Annotated in this window: 21 protein-coding genes; 7 read left to right on the top strand and 14 right to left on the bottom strand. The window is 62.2% G+C overall.

All coding sequences use genetic code 11. The features are described from left to right. Positions 1-6: 6 nt before the first annotated feature. Positions 7-390, bottom strand: coding sequence for a glycine cleavage system protein GcvH (gcvH, locus tag BM416_RS17985; protein ID WP_010208126.1), 384 nt, complete (start codon positions 388-390; stop codon positions 7-9). A 347-nt stretch (positions 391-737) separates the two neighbouring features. Between gcvH and BM416_RS17980 the strand changes: the two genes are divergently transcribed. Then, complete coding sequence (locus BM416_RS17980) at positions 738-5,405, top strand: hypothetical protein (protein ID WP_092488932.1); 4,668 nt, start codon at positions 738-740, stop codon at positions 5,403-5,405. A 9-nt stretch (positions 5,406-5,414) separates the two neighbouring features. Here BM416_RS17980 and BM416_RS17975 read toward each other — a convergent pair whose 3' ends face one another. From BM416_RS17975 to arcD (BM416_RS17950), 6 genes are all read right to left on the bottom strand, one after another. Further along, a complete protein-coding gene (locus BM416_RS17975) occupies positions 5,415-6,923 on the bottom strand; it encodes a sigma-54-dependent transcriptional regulator (RefSeq protein WP_092488931.1) in 1,509 nt (502 codons plus the stop codon). Positions 6,924-7,106: 183 nt separating this feature from the next. Beyond that, positions 7,107-7,469 (bottom strand): DUF5064 family protein, encoded by a 363-nt coding sequence (locus BM416_RS17970; protein WP_065925907.1) that lies wholly within the window; start codon positions 7,467-7,469, stop codon positions 7,107-7,109. An 18-nt stretch (positions 7,470-7,487) separates the two neighbouring features. Further along, positions 7,488-8,417 (bottom strand): carbamate kinase, encoded by a 930-nt coding sequence (arcC, locus tag BM416_RS17965; RefSeq protein ID WP_092488930.1) that lies wholly within the window; start codon positions 8,415-8,417, stop codon positions 7,488-7,490. Between the two features lie 82 nt (positions 8,418-8,499). Further along, positions 8,500-9,510 (bottom strand): ornithine carbamoyltransferase, encoded by a 1,011-nt coding sequence (locus BM416_RS17960; RefSeq protein ID WP_064453904.1) that lies wholly within the window; start codon positions 9,508-9,510, stop codon positions 8,500-8,502. Positions 9,511-9,522: 12 nt separating this feature from the next. Beyond that, positions 9,523-10,779, bottom strand: a complete 1,257-nt coding sequence (gene arcA / locus BM416_RS17955; RefSeq protein ID WP_027605560.1) for an arginine deiminase — start codon at positions 10,777-10,779, stop codon at positions 9,523-9,525. Positions 10,780-10,803: 24 nt separating this feature from the next. Beyond that, entirely contained in the window at positions 10,804-12,231 is a 1,428-nt protein-coding gene (gene arcD / locus BM416_RS17950) for an arginine-ornithine antiporter (protein ID WP_027605561.1), read from the bottom strand. 442 nt (positions 12,232-12,673) lie between these two features. Between arcD (BM416_RS17950) and arcD (BM416_RS17945) the strand changes: the two genes are divergently transcribed. Further along, complete coding sequence (gene arcD, locus BM416_RS17945) at positions 12,674-14,101, top strand: arginine-ornithine antiporter (RefSeq protein WP_092488929.1); 1,428 nt, start codon at positions 12,674-12,676, stop codon at positions 14,099-14,101. A gap of 30 nt (positions 14,102-14,131) precedes the next feature. On the opposite strand, the gene BM416_RS17940 is transcribed toward arcD (BM416_RS17945), so the two are convergent. The 7 genes from BM416_RS17940 to BM416_RS17910 form a co-directional block, all read right to left on the bottom strand. Beyond that, the gene (locus BM416_RS17940; RefSeq protein ID WP_092488928.1) at positions 14,132-15,481 is read right to left on the bottom strand and encodes a CoA transferase; all 1,350 of its coding nucleotides are present in this window, start codon (positions 15,479-15,481) and stop codon (positions 14,132-14,134) included. Between the two features lie 40 nt (positions 15,482-15,521). Next, positions 15,522-16,865, bottom strand: coding sequence for a sensor histidine kinase (locus BM416_RS17935; protein WP_092488927.1), 1,344 nt, complete (start codon positions 16,863-16,865; stop codon positions 15,522-15,524). Between the two features lie 68 nt (positions 16,866-16,933). Then, positions 16,934-17,398, bottom strand: a complete 465-nt coding sequence (locus BM416_RS17930; protein ID WP_027605565.1) for an LTXXQ domain protein — start codon at positions 17,396-17,398, stop codon at positions 16,934-16,936. Between the two features lie 143 nt (positions 17,399-17,541). Further along, a complete protein-coding gene (locus BM416_RS17925; protein ID WP_027605566.1) occupies positions 17,542-18,219 on the bottom strand; it encodes a response regulator transcription factor in 678 nt (225 codons plus the stop codon). A 7-nt stretch (positions 18,220-18,226) separates the two neighbouring features. Continuing rightward, positions 18,227-18,634 (bottom strand): SH3 domain-containing protein, encoded by a 408-nt coding sequence (locus tag BM416_RS17920; RefSeq protein WP_027605567.1) that lies wholly within the window; start codon positions 18,632-18,634, stop codon positions 18,227-18,229. Positions 18,635-18,740: 106 nt separating this feature from the next. After that, entirely contained in the window at positions 18,741-19,040 is a 300-nt protein-coding gene (locus BM416_RS17915; protein WP_027605568.1) for a YciI family protein, read from the bottom strand. Between the two features lies 1 nt (position 19,041). Then, positions 19,042-19,638 (bottom strand): septation protein A, encoded by a 597-nt coding sequence (locus BM416_RS17910; RefSeq protein ID WP_027605569.1) that lies wholly within the window; start codon positions 19,636-19,638, stop codon positions 19,042-19,044. 88 nt (positions 19,639-19,726) lie between these two features. Between BM416_RS17910 and BM416_RS17905 the strand changes: the two genes are divergently transcribed. The 5 genes from BM416_RS17905 to rluB all read left to right on the top strand — a co-directional run bounded on the left by BM416_RS17905 (position 19,727) and on the right by rluB (position 24,519). After that, positions 19,727-20,590: a PHP domain-containing protein gene (locus BM416_RS17905; protein WP_092488926.1), complete on the top strand. Its 864-nt coding sequence runs from the start codon at positions 19,727-19,729 to the stop codon at positions 20,588-20,590. Between the two features lie 13 nt (positions 20,591-20,603). Continuing rightward, positions 20,604-21,233 (top strand): L-threonylcarbamoyladenylate synthase, encoded by a 630-nt coding sequence (locus BM416_RS17900; RefSeq protein WP_027605571.1) that lies wholly within the window; start codon positions 20,604-20,606, stop codon positions 21,231-21,233. A 120-nt stretch (positions 21,234-21,353) separates the two neighbouring features. Further along, complete coding sequence (locus BM416_RS17895; RefSeq protein ID WP_169898658.1) at positions 21,354-22,052, top strand: segregation and condensation protein A; 699 nt, start codon at positions 21,354-21,356, stop codon at positions 22,050-22,052. A gap of 12 nt (positions 22,053-22,064) precedes the next feature. Then, entirely contained in the window at positions 22,065-22,979 is a 915-nt protein-coding gene (gene scpB, locus BM416_RS17890) for an SMC-Scp complex subunit ScpB (RefSeq protein WP_092488925.1), read from the top strand. Positions 22,980-23,271: 292 nt separating this feature from the next. Next, positions 23,272-24,519 carry a 23S rRNA pseudouridine(2605) synthase RluB gene (rluB, locus tag BM416_RS17885; protein WP_092488924.1) on the top strand — a complete coding sequence of 416 codons (1,248 nt, stop codon included), beginning with the start codon at positions 23,272-23,274 and terminating at the stop codon, positions 24,517-24,519. Positions 24,520-24,551: the final 32 nt, after the last annotated feature.

Genomic DNA, 24,551 nt, shown 5'->3' with positions numbered 1-24,551 from the left:
CGCTCCTCAGGCTTCGGCGTTGGCTTTGATCAGGCGGTCGTACGCGTCCTGATCCAACAGTTTAGCTACCGCACCGGCATCGGCCGGTTTAAAGCGGAAGAACCAGCCTTCGCCCATCGGGTCTTCGTTGACCAGTTCCGGGCTGCCATCGAGCTTGTCGTTCACTTCCAGCACTTCACCGTCCAACGGCATGTACACGCCGCTGGCGGCCTTGACCGATTCTACGGTGGACGCTTCAGCGCCCTTGTCGTAGGCCTGCAACTCCGGCAGTTGCACGAAAACCACATCACCCAGCGCGTTCTGTGCGAAAGCGGTGATACCCACGGTGACGCTGCCGTCAGCTTCGGCGCGCAGCCATTCGTGATCTTCAGTGAAACGCAACTCGCTCATGGAAACTCCTCAGGGCCAGATTCGTCTGGTGGACGGGATTGGAATAATGGGGAGTTGCTTAGCAATATCGCGGCCAATGTGATTAATCCTTTATTAATCAATGGCTTGTTAAAAACGGTTATAACGATAGCGCCTTTGTGTGTAGCGATTTCGCTACACTCCGGCGGTCGAAAAAAAGCCTATGTGGATCAAAGCCTTGCATGGCGCGCAAATAACAAGGTTGTAGCGATATCGTTCCACTGTAGCGCTTTCAGTACGCATGGACGTCGTTTTTCGCGATTTATCTACCGTCTGGGAGGCCGGCCCGCGTTTTACCGTGCGCGCACTTCGTCATCAGGATGCGCCCCATGAGTGCTTCAAAGGTTATTCCCCCGGAGATTTTCCAGGCGCGGACGTCTCGCGACTATTTATCCAAGGTCTTCGCCCGGCGCCTGAGCCTGACCCAAGTGGCCCGCGCAATGATCCAGGAATGGATCGGACAGTGGTTTGCCGGGTCCGGCCTGCAGGCCGGTAACAGCTGGATCGGCGTGATCCAGCCAACCTCGACCGGCCGCCGCCACATGCCGCTTATCACCTTGAGCGATGCGCTGATCAAGCGCTGCATGACTGGCGAGGCGCTGAACTACACGCCAGGCCACCATGTGCTGTTGGTGCAGTCTGCACCGCAGGTGTTCCAACCGGCGACCGGCGCTATCACCGTGGACGATGTCGAGTGGATGCTCAACACCCTGGCGCCCGACGTGTTGGCGGGTTTTGCCGAGCGCTTGGTGCAATACTGGAACGCGCGCGTGTCGGCCGGTTCGGCCGACAGCCGTTGGCACGCGGTCAGCAGCCAGTTACGGGCATGCCTGCTCACGGCGCGGCAGAATCCGCCATTGACGCGGGAGCAGGCGCGATTGCTGTTGGGGCTGGGCGATGAGCAGGCACAGCAGCTTTGGGGGTATCGGGCGGATCGAGAGGCATTGGGTGGCGCCGATGCGCTGCATATCTATCAAGTCTATGCGGCCCAGGCCGGGGACCCAGGCGAATGGCTGCCGCTGTTGGTCTTGCAGCGTCGGGTCGTGGGGCAACAGGTCACCCTCGTCTATATCCCGGTGATGAACCTGTTGCAGCTCGAGTCCCTGGACGCCTTGGGTGACCTGCTGCCGCGCTATATGAGCCGCTACCGGCCAGGGGCGCCGCTGCAATGGGTACTGCGCGAGCCCGAGGGCGATGTGTTCGATGCGTTGGCCCAGGCCTTGCTCGAACGACAACTTCGCGATGTGCGCCGGGTTGACTGGTCGGCACTGCCCGACTTCGGCAGCTATGAACAGCTGTTCACCACGCTCACCTCGCCACTGGCCTGGTTCGACCCGGATTATCTCGAACAACCTCATGAAGAACAGCTGCCGGTCTGGTTGCAGCGGGCCAGCAGCGCGGATCGCCTGGCTTACGGTCAGTGGCTGGAGCGCCTGGCGCGCCTGCAACGCAGCACCGGCGGTGCAATGTTCCTCGATGGCCTCGAGCCGATCGATGTGTACGCGCGCAAGGCGCTGCAACGGCAAATGGGGCTGGATCATCCAACGCAAGCCCCCATCAACCCGGACGACTACCTCCTGACCTTCGAGCGCACCCAGGGCGGCACGGTTGGCTGGACGCAACGGACCACCCGGACCTTGACCCAGTGGTCGCTGGAAAACCCCTTCGCCACCGCCTATGCCAGTGTGCACATCAGCCACCAGGTCACGCCAGGTAACGTGCCGCGCTGGGTCACGCCGGCCTATCTCAAGGGGCTGATCGAACGGGTGGACGTGGGCAAGCACTATCCGCCGTTGCTGGAGCACGCACTGATCGCCGACCCGACGCAGTCTGCACGGCGCCGCCGCTTGTTTGTCGCTCAGATGGCGCTGCAACTGCCGATGCGCGCCCTTGAAAACAGCCTGCGCCAACGCAACGGCTTTACCCGATCCGGCGCTCGGGTGGTGCACGCGCTGCTGCGGGAAGATCCGCGCCAGCGTGTGGTCGACGATGAGGTGATCGTCGCCAGGCCACTGGCATTCCTGGCCCATGCAGGCGGGCTGGCCCATCAAGCGCACAACCTGTTTGTCATCGGTCCCCGCGACAACAGCACGTTGCCGCATATTCTCTACCGGCCGGATCAAACCGACGCGATGCTGCAACAATTCTCCAGCCGCCAGGCGTTGCTCGACGCGATCGCAACGGTGGGCAGCGATCTTCAACGCGTGGTGCTGCAGCGTTTACCGGAGGACAGCCGTGCCCTGTTTGCCAACGGCGGTTTTCTGCGTCCCCATGTCCAGCGTGTGCTGCAGGGCGATGAGTTCGACATGCTGCCCGCATCGAGCCCGGCGCTGCTGAGTGACGAAGCGGTGCGTGGCGAGTTCCTTGAGAGCGTCTTCGATGAAAACGCCCGAGACCTGTGGCAGCGCGCCGTCAAGCAGTCGGTTTCCAACGAGGCGCTGCGGTGGACCCTGTTCAAGAATGATCTGTGGCAAGTGTTCAATGCGCTTTTGCCGATGGTCAGGGGGCCGGTGGCGGTGGCGGGCTGGTTGTCCCAGACCTTCAGGACATTCCAGGCGGTGCTGGCGCTGCCGGTCGAGACGAGCCGCGAAGATTCCGCCAATGCCTTCGCCGAGCTGATCGGCAGCGTGGCCGGCCTGCTGATGAGCCCGGTGGTCACGCTGGATCAACGGCTGCGCTTGAGTTCGGGCAGTGCCCAGGCACATGACTTGATCCCGGCCAGTCACACGCGTCACTCGGCGTCGACGTTTGCCTGGCAGCGTTCGTTCGCCGACGTCACGGCAATGGATTTTTCCTGGGCCAACTCGAGGTCCAGGCTTACGACCCAGCAGCGTACCCAGCTCGAGACCTTCCAATGGTCACCCAGGCAGGGCGAGCGTTGGCCCGACTCGCCGACACTGGCCTCGGCGGCCAGCCCGGTGCGTGGTCGGGTGCTGGTCCAGCGCGACGGCGGTGCGGCCCGTCACGAGCAGTACACCTTGATAGACAGCAAAGTCTATGGCGTGAGGGCGGTCAGGGATGGCTGGCGGGTCGTCGATCTGCGGCAACCCCAACGTCTCGGTCCGTGGCTGGGCAAGGATGCCCATGGGGTGTGGAAAGTCGACCTGGGCCTGCGTCTGGTTGGCGGGCAGCCAAAGAGCACGGTGGCCCAGCGGCGTGCCCACATCGAGCAGAAAAAGCTTGAGCTTGAGCGCGAATACAGCGCGGCAAGCAGCGAATTGCAGAGCCTCGAACGTGTCGTTACCGCGGCCGAAGACCTGTGTGAGAAGGCGCACCTGACCTCCGAGGCGGCCTTCACCGAGCAGCACCGGCGCGATGCTCGGGCGCGCTACCTGCGCGAGTTGGAAAAAAAGGCCGATGTGCAACAGAAAAAACTCAATGTGCTGATGCGCAGAAACGCCAACAAGCCTCTGGACGGCTTTGAACGGGAACAGTGCCTGCAGTTGGAAGATATCGTGCTGAACATGCGCCGGCAGATGTTCGTGCTGACCTTCAGTCGCCGTGAGGAGCAGTTTTCCGCAGCGCATCTCGCGCAATTGTCGGAGCAGGTGGCGGGGGAGGACGCGACCGCGGCCCAGGCGGTTATCGGGACCTTGACCGAAGAGAGCCGCAGGATCGGCGAGTTTCACGACAAGATGGTCAACCTGAGCTTCTGGGAACGGGTCAATTACGAGCGGTTGCTCAACATTCCTGCCTACAAGTCCTACATCGGTGAGTTGCAACCGTCCTCATACGGGCTGCCATTGGACTGGCGGACCGTGCAGTTGCAGGTGCTCAAGGAGCAGCTGTGGCGCCGGCTGCGCCTGCCTGAAGAACAGGATGACTTCAGTCGGATCGACGCGGCCATGGATGAGGCGATCCAGTCGGCCCAGTCCCAGAAAACCATCGATGAGCCAGGCGTACTGAGTGTGCAACAGCGCATCGACGGCACCCGGGCGGTGCTGCACGAATACGCGAAAACCCTGGCGCTTCTGGATGAATACCGCGCCGTCGCGCCGGAATTGATCCATGGGGATGCCGAGGTGCCGGTGCAAGCCACGATCCTCAGCCTGGAACAGGAGTCGAGAATCGCCCTGGCAAAGCTGCTGCGTGAGCACGAGCGCAACCCTCAGCCCGACCGGGTACGCCCCCTTGAAGCCGATCAACGGCTGATCCGCGATTCGAAGAAGCGCTATCAATTGGGGCGGGTTCGTGCCCGCACGCCGGAAGCGACCGAAGACATCGTTGATGTCATCAACCCGATTGACCAGGCCGTGGTAGTCAGCCTGCATCAACAGCCGGGTTCGGATGCGTTCGAAGCGATCACCGAGGCTGGCGCCTTGATGCCGCGGCCGACGCGTTCCCTGGAAAACCTCAAGGCCGACGCGCGCCGCTTGTTGGCCAGGGCACCGCTGGTGCTGCAGCAGGCCCGCGACGAAGCGCGCAGTGCCACGCTGCCGGCCAGCGTCGAAGCCCGGTTGACGCGGCAGTCCGAGGGCATCAAGGCGGTTGCCGAAAAGATCCGCAAGGCGCTGCCGTCAACGCCGGATACCGCGGCCCAGGCGCTGCTCGATGAGCTGGAACAGGCCGCCAGCGACTCTCTGGAGCAGGGGCGAGGATTACGCATCGAGATGATCAAGCGCTTGCCGCCCGATGAGGATGGGATTGCCTGGCTCCAGGCCCGGGATCAGGTGCAGATACTGCGCATCGAGGGGCGTATTGCGCTCAAGCGGGTGGATGATTTCCTGCAGGAGTATGTGGTCAAGGACAGGCAGGGCAAGGTTCTGGCTTATGCGCACTTTCATTACTCGTCGCCCACGGACCCCGATTTACCCTACAACGCCGGCCATCTGAAAAGGCCGGAGCAGCGCTTCATGAGTTTTCGCAGCCTGCTCGACAAAACCGACAACGAGGCCATCGCGATCTACTATTCGCGCATCAGCCCGCCCATGGCCACGCAACTGTTTTTCAGCGCCACCGGTGTTATCAAGCATCGCGGCCGGCGTGCGTTCTGGTGAGGCAGGCGCTCAGGGTTTTGCGGGAATGCCGTACTTGCGCAAGCGGTGGGCGATGGCGGTGTGTGAGGTTTGCAGGCGGCTGGCCAGCTGCCGGGTCGAGGGGTAACTGACGTAGAGTTTCTCCAGCAGGCTGCGCTCGAAGTCCTCGACGGCCTGTTCCAGGCTATCGACTTCGCCGTCGTTCTGGCGCGCCACGGAGGTGCCGGCGATGTCCAGGTCACCGATGTCCACCAGGCTGCTTTCGCAAATGGCGGCGGCGCGGAAGATCACGTTCTGCAGCTGGCGCACATTGCCCGGCCAGCGGTTGCCCAGCAGCGCCGGATAGGTGCCGGGCGCCAGGCGGCACACCGGGCGCTGGATCTGCGCACAGGCCTGCTGCATGAAGTAGCGGGCCAGCAGCAGGATGTCCTGGCCGCGTTCACGCAGGGGCGGCACTTCGACGTTGAGCACGTTGAGACGGTAGAACAGGTCTTCGCGGAAGGTGCCTTCGCTGACCATTTTTTCCAGGTCGCGGTGGGTGGCGCTGAGGATGCGCACATTGACCTTCACTTCGCGGTCGCCGCCCACCCGGCGGAAGCTGCCGTCGTTGAGAAAACGCAGCAGCTTGGCTTGCAAATAGGGCGACATTTCGCCGATTTCATCGAGAAACACCGTGCCCTGGTTGGCCAGCTCCATCAGCCCCGGCTTGCCGCCGCGTTGGGCACCGGTAAAGGCGCCGGGGGCGTAGCCGAACAATTCACTCTCGGCGAGATTCTCCGGCAGCGCCGCGCAGTTCAGCGCCAAAAACGGCGCACTGTGACGCGCGCTGATGGCGTGGCAGGCCCGCGCCACCAACTCCTTGCCGGTGCCGGTTTCGCCCTGGATCAACAGCGGCGCATCGAGCGCGGCCACCCGTTGCGCGCGTGCCTTGAGGGTGCGGATCACCGGGGATTCGCCCAGCAGCGCATCAAAGCCTTCGGCATGATCGTGGTGCAGCGCCGACAGTTGTTCGCCGATGCGGTTGGGTTGGTACAGGGTGAGCAGGGCGCCGGCATCGGTGATCGGCGTGGCGTCGAGCAAAAACGTCTGGCCGTTGACGCTGATTTCACGCAGGGGCAGGCGAAAGCCGTTTTCCAGCAAGGTGTCCAGCAAGGCCGGGTCATTGAACAGCTCGGCGATACTTTCCCCGGCCGGTTCGCGACCGTACAGCGCGATCAGCGCCGGGTTGGCCAGCAGGATCTTGCCCGCACTGTCCAGGGCCAGCACCGGGTCGGTCATGGCTGCCAGCAGGGCATCGAGTTGCAGGTGGCGGCGTTGGCCGGGGAGGATGTCCACCACCGTCACTGCCTGTACGCCGTGCACGCTGAACAGCGCGTCACGCAGCTCTTCGAGCACGTCGGCGCTGAGGGTCGGCGCATCGATATAGACGTTGGGCGGCACCATTTCCACCGCATCCAGGTTGAGATTGCGCCCACCGAGCAAGGCCAGGACTTCCTGGGTAATGCCGACGCGGTCGATAAAGCTGACGTGGATACGCATGGGGCGAATGTTGGTTCTGGCGTACTGAGGGTGGCCAGTATGCCTGACAGGTGATGGAGATCAAAAATGTGGGAGCGGGCTTGCTCGCGAATACGGTGCGTCAGTGAAAAAATTGCTGACTGACACACCGCATTCGCGAGCAAGCCGCTCCCACATTTGAGTGTTGGTGTCGGGGGCTTCGGGTTATTCCAAGTGTTCAGGCTTGATCGGGTCCCCGGATTTCACATCCAGTTGATGCCGTACATCCTCGAACATCAGGTCGTACTGTTTGTGCATCGAGCCATTGAGTACTGCCATTTTCGGCATCCCATACTTCTGCGCGATGTTCATCGCATGCCGGGCAAAGTCGAATGCCTGGTCCTTGGGCAAGAAGAACTCTTCCTTGAGGTCCTTGCCCTGCACCGAGCCGTGCAGCTTGAACAGCATGCCCTTGCCTTCCTTTGGGTCCTGGCTGACTTCGTAGTCGATACACAGGTTGTAGCTGTAGTCGTCCTTGTTCAGCGCGTGACGTTCGACGTGCAGGTGACCGGGTTCAAAGGTGGCCATAGGCGTATCTCCTCTACTTCACAGATAGGTGATGCCAGGTGTCGCCGTGCTGATGCGTGTGCCGGCGCTGCCCTGGACGATGGCTTCGATGTCCGAGAGTGAACCGATCACCGCGGTTTTGCCAGTCTGGCGGGCGAACTCGCAGGCGGCTTGTACCTTGGGCCCCATGGAACCAGCGGCGAAGCCGAGTTTTTCCATGTCGTCGGGGTGGGCCTGGCCGATGGCTTTCTGGGTCGGCTTGCCGAAGTCGATAAAGGCGGCGTTGACGTCGGTGGCGATCACCAGCAAATCGGCGTCCAGTTGCGCGGCCAGCAACGAGGAGCACAGGTCTTTGTCGATCACGGCTTCGATGCCCTTGAGCTTGCCGTCTTCACCGTACATGGTCGGAATGCCGCCACCACCGGCGCAGATCACGATGGCGCTTTTTTCCAGCAGCCATTTGATCGGGCGAATCTCGAAGATGCGTTTGGGCCGTGGGCTGGCCACGACGCGGCGATATTTATCGCCATCCGGGGCGATGGCCCAGCCTTTCTCGGCGGCGAGTTTTTCCGCTTCGGCCTTGGAGTACACCGGGCCGATGGGCTTGGTCGGGTTCTGGAAGGCCGGGTCCTTGGCGTCCACTTCCACCTGGGTGAGCAGGGTGGCGAACGGCACTTCGAAGTCCAGCAGGTTGCCCAGTTCCTGTTCGATGATGTAGCCGATCATGCCTTCGGTCTCGGCACCGAGCACGTCCAGCGGGTACGGCGAAACGCTGGTGTAGGCTGCCGCCTGCAACGACAGCAGGCCGACCTGCGGGCCATTGCCGTGGGCGATGACCAGTTCGTTGCCGGCATGGATCTTGGCGATCTGTTCGGTGGCGATACGGATATTGGCGCGTTGGTTGTCTGCGGTCATGGGTTCACCACGGCGCAGGAGGGCGTTGCCCCCCAGGGCTACGACGATGCGCATAATGCAATCCTTCTATAGGTGTGAACACAGAGGCCAATGTGGGAGGGGGGCAAGCCCCCTCCCACATTTGACCGTGTAGCCTTTAGATATCCGCGAGTGCCGACACCAGGATCGCCTTGATGGTGTGCATGCGGTTTTCCGCCTGCTCAAAGGCGATGTTGGCCGGCGACTCGAAGACGTCCTCGGTCACTTCCACACCATTGGCCAGGTTCGGATACCGCGCGGCGATGTCCTTGCCGACCTTGGTTTCGCTGTTGTGGAACGCCGGCAGGCAGTGCATGAATTTCACCCGAGGGTTGCCCGAGGCTTTCATCATCTTGGCGTTGACCTGGTACGGCAGCAGTTGCTCGATGCGTTCGTCCCACGCTTCCACCGGCTCACCCATGGACACCCAGATATCGGTGTGGATGAAGTCCACGCCTTTGACGGCTTCTTTCGGGTCTTCGGTGATGGTAATGCGTGCGCCGCTTTCCTCGGCGAAGGCCTGGCACTGTTTGATGAAGTCTTCATGGGGCCACAGGGCTTTCGGCGCGCCGATGCGCACGTCCATGCCGAGCTTGGCGCCGATCATCAGCAGCGAGTTACCCATGTTGTAGCGCGCGTCGCCAAGGTAGGCGTAGCTGATGTCATGCAGCGGCTTGTCGCTGTGTTCGCGCATGGTCAGGGTGTCGGCGATCATTTGGGTCGGGTGGAATTCGGCGGTGAGGCCGTTGAACACCGGCACGCCGGCGAACTTGGCCAGTTCTTCGACGATTTCCTGCTCGAAGCCGCGGTATTCAATGGCGTCGAACATGCGACCGAGTACGCGGGCGGTATCTTTCATGCTTTCTTTGTGGCCGATCTGCGATGACACCGGGTCGATATAGGTGACGTGGGCACCCTGGTCGTGGGCCGCCACTTCGAAGGCGCAACGGGTGCGGGTCGAGGTTTTTTCGAAGATCAGCGCGATGTTCTTGCCTTGCAGGTGCGGACGCTCAGTGCCGGTGTATTTGGCGCGCTTGAGGTCGCGGGACAGGTCCAGCAGGTAATTCAGTTCGCGGGTGGTGTGGTGCATCAGCGACAGTAGGCTGCGGTTGCGCATATTGAAAGCCATGATGGAATCTCCTTAATAGTCGATAGGGTCGCGGATGATCGGGCAGGTCATGCAGTGGCCGCCGCCACGGCCACGGCCGAGTTCACCGGCGCTGATGGTGATGACTTCCACGCCGGCCTTGCGCAGCAGGGTGTTGGTATAGGTGTTGCGGTCGTAGCCGATCACTACGCCAGGCTCCACGGCCACCACGTTGTTGCCGTCGTCCCACTGCTCGCGTTCGGCGGCGAAGCTGTTGCCGCCGGTCTCGACCACGCGCAGGGCCTTGAGGTTGAGCGCTGCGGCCACGGTCTCGAGGAAGTTGGTTTTCTCCCGCTGAATGTCGATGCCGTGGGGTTTGCTTTCGTCAGGGCGCAGGGTGAAGGGCACGATCTGGTTGACCACTTCTGGGAAGATGGTCACCAGGTCGCGGTCGCAGAAGCTGAACACGGTGTCCAGGTGCATCGCCGCGCGGGACTTCGGCAGGCCGGCAACGATCACCCGTTCCACCGCTTTGTTCTTGAACAGGTTGCGCGCCAGTTGGCCGATGGCCTGGTGGGACGAGCGCTCGCCCATGCCGATCAACACCACGCCATTGCCAATCGGCATGACGTCACCGCCTTCGAGCGTGGCGGCACCGTGTTCCTGGTCGGGGTCGCCGTACCAGATCTGGAAGTCTGCGTTGGTGAATTCGGGGTGGAATTTGTAGATGGCGCTCGCCAGCAGGGTTTCCTGGCGTCGCGCCGGCCAGTACATCGGGTTGAGCGTTACGCCGCCGTAGATCCAGCAGGTGGTGTCGCGGGTGAACTGGGTGTTGGGCAGCGGCGGCAGGATAAAACTGGCGTGGCCGAGGAAGTCGCGGAACATCTCGATGGTCTTGCCACCGAAGCTGCTCGGCAGGTCATCGGCCGACACTCCACCGATCAGGAACTCGGCGATCTTGCGTGGCTCCAGGCTGCGCAGCCAGGAGCTGACTTCCTCGACCAGGCCCAGGCCCACGGTGTTGGAGGTGATCTTGCGTTCCAGGATCCAGTCCAGGGCTTCGGGGTTGGCAACGATATCGGTCAGCAGGTTGTGCATTTCCAGCACATCGATGTCCCGTTCGCGCATCTTGGTCACGAAGTCGAAATGGTCGCGCTTGGCCTGGGCTACCCAGAGCACGTCATCGAACAGCAGTTCATCGCAGTTGTTAGGGGTCAGCCGCTGGTGGGCCAAGCCTGGGGAGCACACCATGACTTTGCGCAGTTTGCCGGCTTCGGAATGTACGCCGTACTTCACTTTTTCCGTGGTCATTACAGATCCTCCAGTGAACATCAGTTACAGAGTCAGGAAGCCGTCGTAGAGGCCATAGGCAGCCACCAGGGCGCCAATGACGACTGCGGCGAAAATCAGCTTCTCGACGTTGGTGAAAATCGGTTTGCCCAGTTCATGCTTGGCCTTGGCGAACAGGATCGCGCCGGGGGCATAGAGCAGGGCGGACAACAGCAGGTACTTGGTGCCGCCGGCATAGAGCAGCCAGACCGCGTAGATCAGTGCGATCGCGCCGATAAACAGGTCCTTCCTGCGCTCCTTGAGGGCGTTTTCGTAGGTTTCGCCGCGTACCGCCAGCAGCAGCGCATAGGCCGCCGACCACAGGTAAGGCACCAGGATCATCGAGGTGGCGAGGTAGATCAGCGACAGGTAGGTACTGGCGGAAAACAGCGTGATCACCAGGAATATCTGGACCATGGCGTTGGTCAGCCACAGGGCGTTGGCCGGCACATGGTTGGCGTTTTCCTTGCGCAGGAACTCCGGCATGGTGTGGTCCTTGGCGGCGGCGAACATGATCTCCGCACACAGCAGCACCCACGACAGCAGCGCACCCAGCAACGAGATGATCAAGCCGACGCTGATCAGCACCGCACCCCAGTGGCCCACTACATGCTCCAGCACGGCGGCCATCGACGGGTTCTGCAGCTTGGCCAGCTCCGGTTGAGTCATGATGCCCAGGGACAGCACGTTCACCAGCATCAGGAACAGCAGCACGGTGATAAAACCGATCACGGTGGCCTTGCCGACGTCGCTGCGTTTTTCGGCGCGTGCCGAGAAGATGCTCGCGCCTTCGATACCGATGAACACCCACACGGTGACCAGCATCATGTTGCGCACCTGGTTCATCACGCTGCCCAGGTCCGGGTTTTTCACGCCCCAGATGTCAGCGGTGAAGATGTCCAGCTTGAAGGCGAACACGGCGATCAACACGAACAGCACCAGCGGTACCACCTTGGCGACGGTGGTCACCAGGTTGATGAACGCCGCTTCCTTGATCCCGCGCAGCACCAGAAAGTGCACGGCCCACAGCAAGACCGACGCGCCAATCACCGCCGCAGGCGTATTGCCTTCGCCGAAGATCGGGAAGAAGTAACCGAGGGTGCTGAACAGGAGGACGAAGTAACCGACGTTGCCCAGCCAGGCGCTGATCCAGTAACCCCAGGCCGACGAAAAGCCCATGTAGTCACCGAAGCCGGCCTTGGCATAGGCGTAGACGCCGCCGTCCAGGTCAGGTTTGCGATTGGCCAGGGTCTGGAAGACAAATGCCAGGGTCAGCATGCCCACGGCAGTAATTACCCAACCGATCAATACCGCGCCAACATCGGCACTGGCGGCCATGTTTTGCGGCAGAGAGAAGATCCCGCCGCCAATCATTGAGCCGACCACAAGTGCAACCAGTGCACCCAATCGAAGTTTTCCGGGAGATTCAGACATCGCATAACTCCAATGCAGGAGAAGAGAGACCACAGAATAATTCCGTGCGCTAAGCAAACAGCTGACTCAGATCACTTCATTGGCACATTCCATTGTGAATTAATGACTTAGACTGGAAAGTCCTGGGCAATAGTTTTCCGCGCAAAGGCGCTTTCCAGAGCGATCTCTGCGGTTTGGTCAATCATTTAGTGCTGCGTATGGACGTTTGAAACTAGCCCGTTTTCCCGAATGTGCAAACTTTTCGCAACGGCGACAATAAATAGCTTGGAAGCGACAAAGTATTCGGCGTATTTAAAATCTAAATAAGCCTAAACTATAAAAACTGTCATGCCGTTGAGTTATGAGCGTGGCGGTTTTATCGCTGTCTTTAATAAACGCTACACTCGCTGAGTTAATTAGTTGAGTGCACGGTTGTCTGCTCAAATCTTATTCAGGAGTCTGCATGTCTCAACCGACCCAGAAACTTCGGCTTGGCGCCCTGATTGCCCTGGTGGTGGGCTCGATGATCGGCGGGGGGATTTTCTCGTTGCCGCAGAACATGGCCGCGCGCGCGGAGGTGGGCGCGGTGTTGATCGGTTGGGCGATCACCGCCGTGGGCATGCTGACCCTGGCCTTCGTCTTCCAGACCCTGGCCAATCGCAAGCCGGAACTGGATTCCGGGGTTTACGCCTACGCCAAGGCGGGTTTCGGCGACTACATGGGTTTTTCATCGGCCTGGGGTTACTGGATCAGCGCGTGGATGGGCAATGTCGGTTATTTCGTGTTGCTGTTCAGCACCCTCGGCTATTTTTTCCCGATCTTCGGCCAAGGCAACACGCCGGTGGCCATCGGCTGCGCATCGTTGCTGCTGTGGGCCGTGCACTTCCTGGTGATGCGCGGGATCAAGGAAGCCGCGTTCATCAACCAGATCACCACCGTGGCCAAGCTGGTGCCGCTGCTGATGTTCGTGGTCATCGCCGCCGTGGCGTTCAAGGCGGATATCTTCACGGCTGACATCTGGGGCCTGGAAAAGCCGCAATTCGGCAGTGTGGTGGACCAGGTGCGCAATATGATGCTGGTCACGGTATTTGTGTTTATCGGCATCGAAGGCGCCAGCGTGTATTCGGCGCGGGCCGAGAAGCGCGCGGACGTGGGGCGGGCCACGGTGATCGGCTTTCTCGGCGTGCTGGCGCTGTTGGTGCTGGTGAATGTGCTGTCCCTGGGCATCATGAGCCAGGCGGAACTGGCCGGCCTGCAAAACCCGTCCCTGGCCGGTGTGCTCGAGCATATCGTCGGGCCCTGGGGCGCGTTGCTGATCAGTATCGGCCTGGCCGTGTCGCTGCTGGGTGCCTTGTTGTCCTGGGCGCTGCTGTGTGCCGAGATCCTCTATGCCACCGCCCATGACAAGACCATGCCGGCCTTCCTGAAAAAGGAAAATGCCAACCAGGTGCCGGTCAACGCTCTGTGGCTGACCAATGTGATGATCCAGGTCTTCCTGGTGATTACGCTGTTTTCCCACAGCACCTACACCACCCTGATCTACCTGGCGTCGTCGATGATCCTCGTGCCTTACCTGTGGTCGGCGGCTTACGCGGTGTTGCTGAGCGGGCGCGGTGAAACCTATGAAGGTGCCCACCGCCATCGCATCAAGGACCTGCTGGTGGGGTTGATCGCCCTGGGTTACGCCGTATGGTTGCTCTACGCCGGGGGCCTTAAATACCTGCTGCTGTCGGCGCTGCTGTATGCACCGGGCGTGATCCTGTTCGCCCTGGCCAAGCGCGAACAGGGCCAGCCGTTGTTCACCCATGTTGAGAAAGGCATTTTCAGCTGCGTGATCGCCGGCGCGGGGCTGGCGGCGTATGGGTTGTACAGCGGGGTGTTGTCGTTGTGATGGGGCTTGCTGCCGCTAGCGGCCGTCAAGTCACCATTGAGGCCGGTGGGAGCCCAATTCTCCCGCCGGCAAATCCCATTGCAATGGCGTACCGCTGATGGTCAGCGGGGGCAGCAGCCGATGGGCCTGGCCCCAGGCGGTCTGTTCGACGACCAGGCCTTGATCCCCTGGTTCTTCCTCGCGCAACGCCGGTTGCTCGGGCACTTGGCCTGCTTGCACCAGTAACGTTGCGGTGCGCGCCAACGACAACCGCGCCGAACCACCGCGCCCCGACTGCAACCGTTCGCCCAGCGCCTGAATCGCACTGGCCGCCATCAGATACCCGGTCGCGTGATCCAGCGCCTGCAACGGCAGCGGCAGCGGTTTATCCGCGTGTTTCCAGAGCATGCCGGCCTCGGCGATCCCGCTGCTCATCTGCACCAGGCTGTCGAAGCCCCGGCGATTACGCCATGGGCCGCTCCAGCCGTAGGCGTTGAGGCTGACGTCGATCAGGCCGGGGGCGAGGTGTTGCAGTTCGGGGGCGGTGTAGCCCAGGTGCTCCAGGGCGTCAGCGCGGTAACCGTGGAACAGGATGTCGGCGTCCCTGAGCAAACGCTCGAAAACCCGCCGGCCTTCGAGTGTTTTCAGGTCCAGGCGCGCGCAGCGTTTGCCCAGGGTCATTTCCGGGACTACGCCGGGTTCGTTCCAGGTCGGTGAGTCGATGCGCAGGACATCCGCGCCGAGGCCGGCAAGGAAACGACTGGCCACCGGGCCGGCCAATACGCGGGTCAGGTCCAGCACCTTGAGGCCGGCCAGCGGGCGTGCCAGCGAACCGTGCCAGGGTTTGTCGGTCGTGGTTTCGAAGGCCTGGCGTTGGACCAGCGCCTCGGCGTTCACCGCCAACCCCTGCGGATGTTGCTGCCAGGCTTGCCAGGCTCGCATCTGCGCGGCGCAGCCACCTTGGTCGACAATCGCCTGTTCCAGTTCTGCCGCGTTCCACGCCGCGACCTTGCCGGCCATCCCGGCGCGGTCGGCGACCGTGCCCAGCACCCGTTCGGCGGCGGCACGGTGATGAGGCGCGTTGGTATGCAGGCGAATCCAGCCATCGGCGCTGGCGTAATCGCCGGCCACCGGATCCCACAACGGTGGCACTTGCCAGCCCAGCGGGCGGATCGAGGACGAGAACCAGAAAGAGGCGAGACGCCGGTCCACGGTCACGTCGGGCAGGCGCCCGGTCTGTTGCCGGATCAACTGGGCGACGGCCTGCCCGGCGGCGCCGATGCTGGCACTGGCCAGTTCGGTGACGGCGAAGGTCGAGGGCAGGGCGCCAGCCTCGGTGAAGGTCAGCGGGGTGTGGGGTAGATCGAGTGCGGCTTGGATGGGAGTCAGCAGGTCAGTCATCAAAGGCCCTCCGTAAGAGAAGGGCCACTATAGAAGATCATCACACCGGCGTGACAACTCCCGGTTCCAACGGCAGGTCGATGCTGGCGATAAAACCACCGGTTGGGTGATTGGCCAGGATCAGGCTGCCACCGTGGCGTTCGGCCGCGCGTCGCGCGATCGCCAGGCCCAGGCCGTGGCCTTGGGCGGTCTGGCCGGGAGCGCGGTAGAACGGTTCACCAAGTTGGCTCAGGTGTTCGGCGTCCACGCCGGGGCCATGGTCGCGCACGCTGATCAGGATACGTTCGCCCTGGCGCTGGGCGTGCAATTCAATGGGCTGTCCCGGCGGGTTGAAGCGCTGGGCATTGCGCAGCAGGTTATCCACAGCCCGTTCGATCATGGTCGGCCAGCCCTTCAGTTGCAGGTCGGCATCGGTGCTCAGTTGCACCACCTGGTCCGGCGCGCTGAGTTGGGCATCCTTTTGCAGGGTTTTGAGCAGGGGGATGAGGTCGACGTCTTCGGCGCTGGCATTGTCGGCATCGACGCGGGCCAGTACCAGGATCTCGCTGATCAGCGCTTCCAGGCGGTCGCATTCGCGGGTCAGGCGTGGCCAGAGTTTTTCCCGTTCTTCGGGGCTGGCGCGCTCGGCCAGGGCCAGGGCGATGCGCAGGCGCGCGAGGGGCGAGCGCAGCTCATGGGACACATCGCGCAGCAGTTGGCGTTGGCTGCCGATCAGGCTTTGCAGGCGTGCGCCCATGCGGTTGAAGTCGGTGGCGAGTACGCCGAACTCATCTCGGCGGTTGGCCAGTTGCGCCAGGCTGTTCTGCTGGTAGGTGGCCTGGCCGAGGTCATGCACGGCGCCGCGCAGGCGGCTCAGTGGGCGGGTGATGGACAAGGTGACGAACAGGCTGAACAAGGTCAGCACCACCAGGGCAATCGTAAGTGCGCTCAAGGGCCATGTCAGGCTGCTGCGGTGCCACTCGTCCAGCTCCGGGTGCGGGATGCGGTAGATCAACAGGTAGGTGTCGCCGGTCTTCTCGCTGGTGTACTCGGCGGTCAGGCGTCGCCAGGGCAGATGGCCTTCCTTGCTGTCGTTCTGTCGGGCTTCAAAGGCGGCGGCGCGGCGCGGGAAGGTGCCGCGCACCACCGGCTCGCCACTTTCGTTGAGCACTTGCACGTCGATGTGGTACTGGCGCTTGCGCTGTTGCAGCAGGTCCTGGGCAGCATCCTCGCCCTGGGCTTCGTAGAGTTGGGTCCACTCTTGCGCGAGGTTATTGAGGCCGGGGTGGCGGCTGAGAATCCAGGCATCCTGGTTAAGCATGTGCCCAAGCAGGATCGACAACCCGGCAACCAGGGCGATGGCCAGCCAGAAACTGGCCAGGATGCGCCAGAACAATGAACGCACAGGAAACCCTCAAACAGGAAAAGCCCAGTGGCGGTGGCCACTGGGCTGGGAGTGTTAACGCGGGTGCATTATTGCGCTTTTTGCGGCTGTTGCGCTTTCCAGGCCTGGAATTCCTTCCATTCTGCACGGCGCTGTTCTTGCTTCTTGACGATCTCGTCGAACTTCTTCTGCTGGTCAGGCTTGAGCACCGCGCGGATATCGGCCTGGGTCTTCTGCTTGCCGGCGGCGATTTCATCCTGCATGGCTTTCTGGTCGGCGGCCGGGAGTTTGTCCAGGTACTTTTTGACCAGGTCTTTGCGAGCGTGCCATTGGTCACCCATCAGCTTGCCGATCTGCTCGCGCTGTTCGCGGCTCAGGTCCAGTTGGCTGAAGGGGCCGCCTTTGCCGCGCGGACCGTGTTCACCGCCGTGGCCCGGGCCACCCATCATGTGCCCTTCAGGGCCGCCCATCGGGCCTGGGCCTTCTGGCAGTGCGGCCATGGCAACGGTCGGCAGGGCGGCGGCGAACATCAAAGCGATAAGGGTCTTGCGCATGGTGATTCTCCTGTCTCTATTCCGGTGAGTCCGGATGTGAGTAGATTACGGAGATCAAGGTCAGCGGCGGTCAGGTGTGGGTAAAGCTTGGGTAAAGAGGGTTTTGTTGTGAACTGACAAAACCCTGCAGGAGCGAAGGGGACTTAGAGGCTGTAGTAGTAGCCCCGGCTGCGCAACGCCACGATCCGTGGCCGGCCATCCGGGTGCGGGCCGATCTTCTTGCGCAGGTTGCTGACGTGCATGTCCAGGCTGCGATCGTAAAGGGTCAGCTTGCGGCCCAGGGCGATCTGCGCCAGTTCCTGCTTGTCCAGCGGTTCGCCGGGCTGGCGCAATAATGCTTCCAGCAGGCGGCTTTCGGAGACGGTGAGGGTGAACTCCTGCTCATCGATGCTGACCACGCCGCGCACCGGGCTGAAGCACAGGTCGCCCAGTTCCAGTTGGCTGGACACGGCCGCCGGGTGGCTGCGGCGCAATACCGCGCGCAGCCGCGCGGTGAGTTCGCGCGGGTCGCAGGGCTTGGCCAGGTAGTCGTCGGCGCCCAATTCCAGGCCGAGGATGCGGTCCAGGGGTTCGCCCCGCGCCGAAAGCATCAGCACCGGCAGCTCCGGGTGGTCGTTGCGCAATTGCTTGAGCAGCTCCAGGCCGCTGCCGTCGGGCAGCATCACGTCGAGCACCACCGCTGCCGGGGCGCTGTCGGCCAAGGCCTTGCGCGCGCTCAAGCCATCGTGGCAGGCGCGCACCTGGAAACCTTCCTGGCTCAGCCAACTGCTCAGCAGCTCGCAGAGCTCCTGGTCATCATCTATCAGTAACAGCTCGCTCATGACTCACTCAATTTAGCCATTGTCGACGGCGACGGTGCCCACCGCTGGCGAAGATCCCGCACAACAGGGCGATCAGTGCGACGGCCCCACCCGTGACGAACCATTGTTGCTGCTCGGTCAGCCAGCGGGTCAAGGCGCCGCCCTGTGCATCTTTGAGTTGCTGGGCCAGGCGTTGGTTCTCCTGGCGAAGGCGACTCAATTGAGCGCTTTCGCGGGTGGCATCCGCGCTTTGCAGTTGCTTGCTCAGTTCTTCACGCTGCCGCTCGCTTTCTTTCAAGCGTTGCTGCAACTCGGTGATCTGGGCGCCGGCGCTCAAGGACAGGGGCGTGGAACTGCCGGTGCTCGAGGTTTCTTCAGCGTGGGCCGTAGCCCCGATCATTAACACTGCCAACAGACACAACTGACGTAAGCGCATCGGAACTCCTGATTCCACACGAATATTCAGAACGTTGTCGGCAGGTTGCCGAAAATAATGAGCAATTAGGAGTGCGCCGTACTCAATAGGTTCGGCGCAATCGGGATCAGGGCAGGACTTGCTTGAAGGGTTTGATCACTACGTCGGCGTAGACCCCTGCGGCGACATAGGGATCGGCCTTGGCCCAGGCCTGGGCATCGGCCAGCGAGGCAAACTCGGCGACGATCAGGCTACCGGTAAAACCGGCGTCGCCCGGGTCGTTGCTGTCCACGGCCGGGTGCGGGCCGGCCAGCACGATGCGGCCTTCGGCTTGAAGCACTTTCAGGCGCTCGACGTGGGCCGGGCGCACGGACAGGCGTTTTTCCAGCGAGTTGGCAACGTCGGTGGCAATGATGGCGTAGAGCATGTCAGTCCTCGGTTTTCGGCGTAGTAGGCTCGGTGTCATGCAGGTGGCGCGACAGGTAGATGCCCTGGGCAACCAGGAACAGCACGGTCATGCCCAGGCTGCCGAACACTTTGAAGTCGACCCAGTAGTCCTGGAAAGTAAACGCCACGAACAGGTTGGCGGCGCCGCAGAAGATGAAAAACGCGATCCAGGCCAGGTTCAAGCGTGTCCACACCGGTTCCGGCAGGGTCAGCGCGTGGCCCATGATCCGCTTGATCAACAGGCGATCACCGATGAAGTGGCTGCCGATGAACGCCAGGGCGAACAGCCAGTTCACCACCGGCGCTTTCCATTTCAGGAAGGTTTCGCTGTGGAAAGCCAGGGTGAGGCTGCCGAAGACCAGGCAGGCGACCAGGGTCAGCCACTGGCTTTTTTCCAGTTTGCGCTGGGAAATGAAGATGGCGCCGTAGACCACCACAGAGCTGATGATGAGCACGGCGGTGGCACTGTAGATGCCGCCGACAGTCAGCTCATGGCCGGCCAGGTCGATGACCCTGGGGTCGAGTTTGTAAACGATGAAAAACAGCAACAGCGGGATGAAGTCGATGAATTGTTTCACAGTAAGAGCCAGAAGCTGGATGTGGCGGCATAATAACAAACATCCTTGGTTGCGATAGCGCCAGCTGACTTGAGGTTACCCCCCCCCCGTGAATGTTGATTTGCACTGCCACAGCACGGCCTCCGACGGCGCCCTGGCGCCCGCGGTACTGGTTGCGCGTGCGTTTGAAAAAGGCGTGCGAGTCCTCTCGTTGACCGACCACGACACCCTCGAAGGCCTCGACGAAGCCCGTACAACGGCCCATGCCCTGGGCATGCAGCTGGTCAACGGGGTGGAATTGTCCTGCACCTGGGGCGGCGCCACCATTCATGTGCTCGGCTACGGCTTCGATCAAAAAGCGCCGCCGCTGGTGGAGGCTATCGCGCAATTGCACGATGGCCGCTGGCTGCGGTCCGAAGAAATAAGCCGAAAACTCAGCCTCAAAGGCATGCCCAACGCCCTCGACGGCGCCCGCGCCCTCCAGCAGGAACTGGGCGACAGCGGCAACGCGCCGGCCCGTCCGCACTTTGCCGACTGGATGGTGCGTGAAGGTTTTGTCAAAGACCGCGCCGAAGCCTTTCGCAAGTGGCTGGGCGCCGGCAAGTTGGGCGATGTGAAGCAACATTGGCCGACCCTCGAAGACACCGTCGAGACCCTGCGGGCCTCCGGGGCCTGGGTCAGCCTGGCCCATCCCTGGCATTACGATTTCACCCGCAGCAAACGTCGCAAGCTGATTGGCGACTATATTGGAGCGGGTGGTCACGCGATTGAAGTGGTCAACGGCTTTCAACCCGCCGAACAGGTGGGCAGCCTGGCGATCCTCGCTCGCGAATTTGGTCTGCTGGTCAGCGCCGGCAGTGACTTTCATGGCCCTGGCGGCTGGTCCGAGATCGGCGAGTATCGCGCGGTCCCGGAAGATTTGCCGCTGTTGTGGGGGAGATTCAAGCATGACCCCATTATTGCCACCGTCTGAACAGGTAGAACCCGTGAGTCAATTCTTCCAGATTCATCCGGAAAACCCCCAGGCGCGCCTGATCAAGCAGGCCGTAGAGATCATTCGCGCCGGCGGTGTGGTGATCTACCCAACCGATTCGTCCTACGCCATCGGTTGCCAGATCGGTGACAAGGGCGCTGTCGAGCGTGTCAGACGCCTGCGCCAGCTGGATGACAAGCACAACTTTGCGCTGATCTGCAGCGACTTGTCCCAGCTGGGCCTGTTCGCCAAGGTCGACACCGGCACCTTCCGCCTGCTCAAGGCCCACACGCCAGGGCCCTACACCTTTATCCTCAACGCCACCCGCGAAGTGCCGCGCCTGCTGCTGCACCCGAAAAAACGCACCATCGGCCTGCGGGTGCCGGAGCATCCTATCGCCCTGGCGTTGCTGGCCGAGTTGGGTGAGCCGTTGATGAGTGTGTCGTTGATCATGCCCGGCGACACCGAGCCCCTGGAAGACCCATACGAAATGCGCCAATTGCTGGAAAAACAGGTCGACCTGATCATCGACGGCGGTTTCGGCGGCAACAAGGCCTCCACCGTGATCAACCTGGCCGACGGCGAACCTGAAGTGATCCGTGTCGGTTGCGGCGATCCTGCGCCCTTTATGGCCGAGGCCTGAATGTCAGCCGTGGAAACCGTCGACAGCCAGGCGGGCGCCCAGCAGGAGCTGCCGTTTGCCATGGTGTACGGCCAGGCGGTGCTGGAAATGCCGCTGGACCTGTACATTCCGCCGGACGCCCTGGAGGTCTTCCTTGAGGCGTTCGAGGGCCCGCTGGACTTGCTGCTGTACCTGATCCGCAAGCAGAACATCAACATCCTCGACATCCCGGTGGCGGAAATCACCCGCCAGTACATGGGCTATGTCGAGTTGATGCAGTCGGTACGCCTGGAACTGGCTGCCGAGTACCTGGTGATGGCCGCCATGCTCGCCGAGATCAAGTCGCGCATGCTGTTGCCGCGCGCGGAGACGGTCGAGGCCGAGGAGGATGACCCGCGCGCCGAACTGATCCGCCGGCTGCAGGAATACGAGCGCTTCAAGGCCGCCGCCGAAGGTATCGACGGCCTGAGCCGCGTCGGTCGCGACGTGGTGGTACCCAAGCTCGACGCCCCCGAAGCCCGCGCGCGCAAGCTGCTGCCGGACGTGAGCCTGGAAGAGTTGCTGATGTCCATGGCCGAGGTGCTGCGCCGTGGCGATATGTTCGAACACCACCAGGTCAGCCGCGAGGCCCTGTCCACCCGCGAGCGAATGAGCGATGTACTCGAACGCCTCAAGGGCGGCGGGTTTGTGCCGTTTGTGGAGCTGTTCACGGCAGAAGAAGGGCGCCTGGGTGTGGTGGTGACCTTTATGGCGGTCCTCGAGCTGGTCAAGGAATCCTTGGTCGAGCTGGTCCAGAATGAGCCTTTTGCGGCTATCCACGTGCGGGCGCGAGCCGAATAAAGAGCTGAAACGATGAATCTGACTGAACCCCGCGAACTGGCCCCGTTGCTGGAGGCCTTTCTCCTGGCCTCGGGTAAGCCGCAATCCCTGGAGCGTCTGTTCGAACTGTTTGAGGAAGCCGAGCGCCCCGAACCGCCGGTGTTCAAGAAGGCGCTGGAAATCCTGCGCAAATCCTGCGACGGCCGCGCCTTTGAACTGCGCGAGGTGGCGTCGGGTTATCGCCTGCAGATCCGTGAGAAGTTTTCCCCGTGGGTCGGCCGCCTCTGGGAAGAGCGCCCGCAGCGCTATTCAAGGGCGATGCTGGAGACCATGGCGCTGATCGCCTATCGCCAGCCCATCACCCGAGGCGAAATCGAGGACGTGCGGGGCGTGGCGGTCAACAGCCATATCGTCAAGACGCTGCTGGAGCGTGAGTGGATCCGCATCGTCGGCTACCGCGACGTGCCCGGCAAACCGGCGATGTTCGCGACCACCAAGGTGTTCCTCGACCATTTCAACCTGAAAAACCTCGACGACCTGCCGCCCCTGGCCGAATTGCGCGAGATGGAGGCCGAGCCGGTGCTCGACTTCGACGACGCCCCGGTCCCGGCGAGCCTGCAGGAACTGGCCGACGCCACCGCCGAGCCGGAAGAGCCCAAGGACGAAACCAGTTTCCACACGTTGTTGCTGGAACTGGACGATATGGAGCAGGGCATCAAGACCGACTTTGATGACTTGCTGCGCGATGGTGCGGCCGAGCCGGACGCCCAGGTGAGCGTGGAGGTCGAACCTGAACCTGAGGACGATATCCTCGGCGTGGCCGAAGCCCGCGAAAAACTCCTGGCCGCCGTCGCCGCCCTCGAACAACCGCCCCTGAGCGACGAAGAAGACGAAGCCCGGGCCCTGGCCGAAGCTATCGAGAACGAACGCCGCCAGTTCGAAGACTGACGCAGTCCAATGTAGGAGGGGGCTTGCCCCCGATAGCGGTGGTTCAGTTAAAGAGATTGAGACTGACACACCGCAATCGGGGGCAAGCCCCCTCCCACAAGGGTTCAGTGGTGCCCTGGGCATCACCGGTCGGCGGAAAAACCAATGACCTGGCGCTTATCGACTAGTCTCTGATGCGCAATGCGCGCCATGGGCGTATGATTCGCGACCCTTTGCCGACCTATTCGGCCAAAGCCCCGCTTTCAACACTCTTCAGGCCACGCCTGAATCGACCCACCGGGAGGTGCTTAAGATGAACGATAAAGACCAGAACGACAGCCAGGAAATCGGCCCTGCAGGCGAAAAGCTGCAAAAGGTGCTGGCGCGTATCGGCGTGGGCTCGCGCCGTGACGTCGAAGCCTGGATCACCCAGAAGCGCATCAAGGTCAACGGCGTCGAGGCCACCCTTGGCCAGCGCGTCGACCTGCACGATGCAATCACCATTGATGGCAAGGTCATCAAGCGTGAAGAGGCCGCCGAATCGGTGCGCCGCGTGATCATGTACAACAAGCCCGATGGCGAGATCTGCACCCGTGACGACCCGGAAGGCCGTCCGACCGTGTTCGACAAGATGCCCAAGCCCAAGGAAGGCCGTTGGATCAACATCGGTCGTCTCGACATCAACACCACCGGCTTGTTGATGTTCACCACCGACGGTGAACTGGCCAACCGCCTGATGCACCCGTCCTACGAGATGGACCGCGAATACGCCGTGCGTGTGCGTGGTGAAGTCGATGACGAGATGATCGAACGCCTCAAGGCCGGCGTGGTGCTGGAAGACGGCCCGGCCAAGTTCACCGACATCAAGCAGGCGCCGGGCGGTGAAGGTTTCAACCACTGGTACCACTGCGTGGTGATGGAAGGCCGTAACCGTGAAGTGCGTCGCCTGTGGGAATCCCAGGGCCTGGTGGTCAGCCGCCTGAAGCGCGTGCGTTTTGGCCCGGTGTTCCTCAACTCCGACCTGCCGATGGGCCGCTGGCGCGAAATGAGCCAGTACGAAGTCGACATCCTCAGCGCCGAAGTCGGCCTGACGCCGGTCGCCATGCCGCAGATGAACGCCAAGAGCAAAGACAAGCTCGATCGTATGCAGCGTAAATCGTCGCGCCCCGTGGCCCGCACCGAACGTGTTGCCCGCACCCTGCGCCCGGCGCTGGATGCACCGGCGACCGGCGGGCGTATTTCGCGTCAACCGCATATCGAAGGCGAGCGTCGCCCCACCGCGCCATCGCGCCAGGAAGGTGAACGTGCGCCACGCACCCCACGCCCAGCAGGTCGTGGCGAAGCGCCAAGCGGTGGTCGCAGCAACCGTGGTGACGCCGGTCGCGGTGCTCCGGCATCCGATCACCCAGCCGACAGCGCCAACACCAAGCGCCCGGCCAAGCCAGCGCCGAAAAAGCGCCCAGGCCTGAAGCTGGTAGCGGACGAGCCATCGGGCAAGCGCCGTGGTGCACCGGCCGGTTCGGGGCAGCGTCCAGGCTTTGGTCGCAAGAAGCCGCAGTGATGTAACCGCTGCACACAAACGCCAACCCTAGG

It is taken from the genome of Pseudomonas sp. NFACC42-2 (assembly GCF_900116055.1).
Lineage (GTDB): Bacteria > Pseudomonadota > Gammaproteobacteria > Pseudomonadales > Pseudomonadaceae > Aquipseudomonas > Aquipseudomonas marginalis.
The sequence above is the reverse complement of the archived record's forward strand: the minus strand, read 5'-3'. Positions and strand labels throughout refer to the sequence as shown.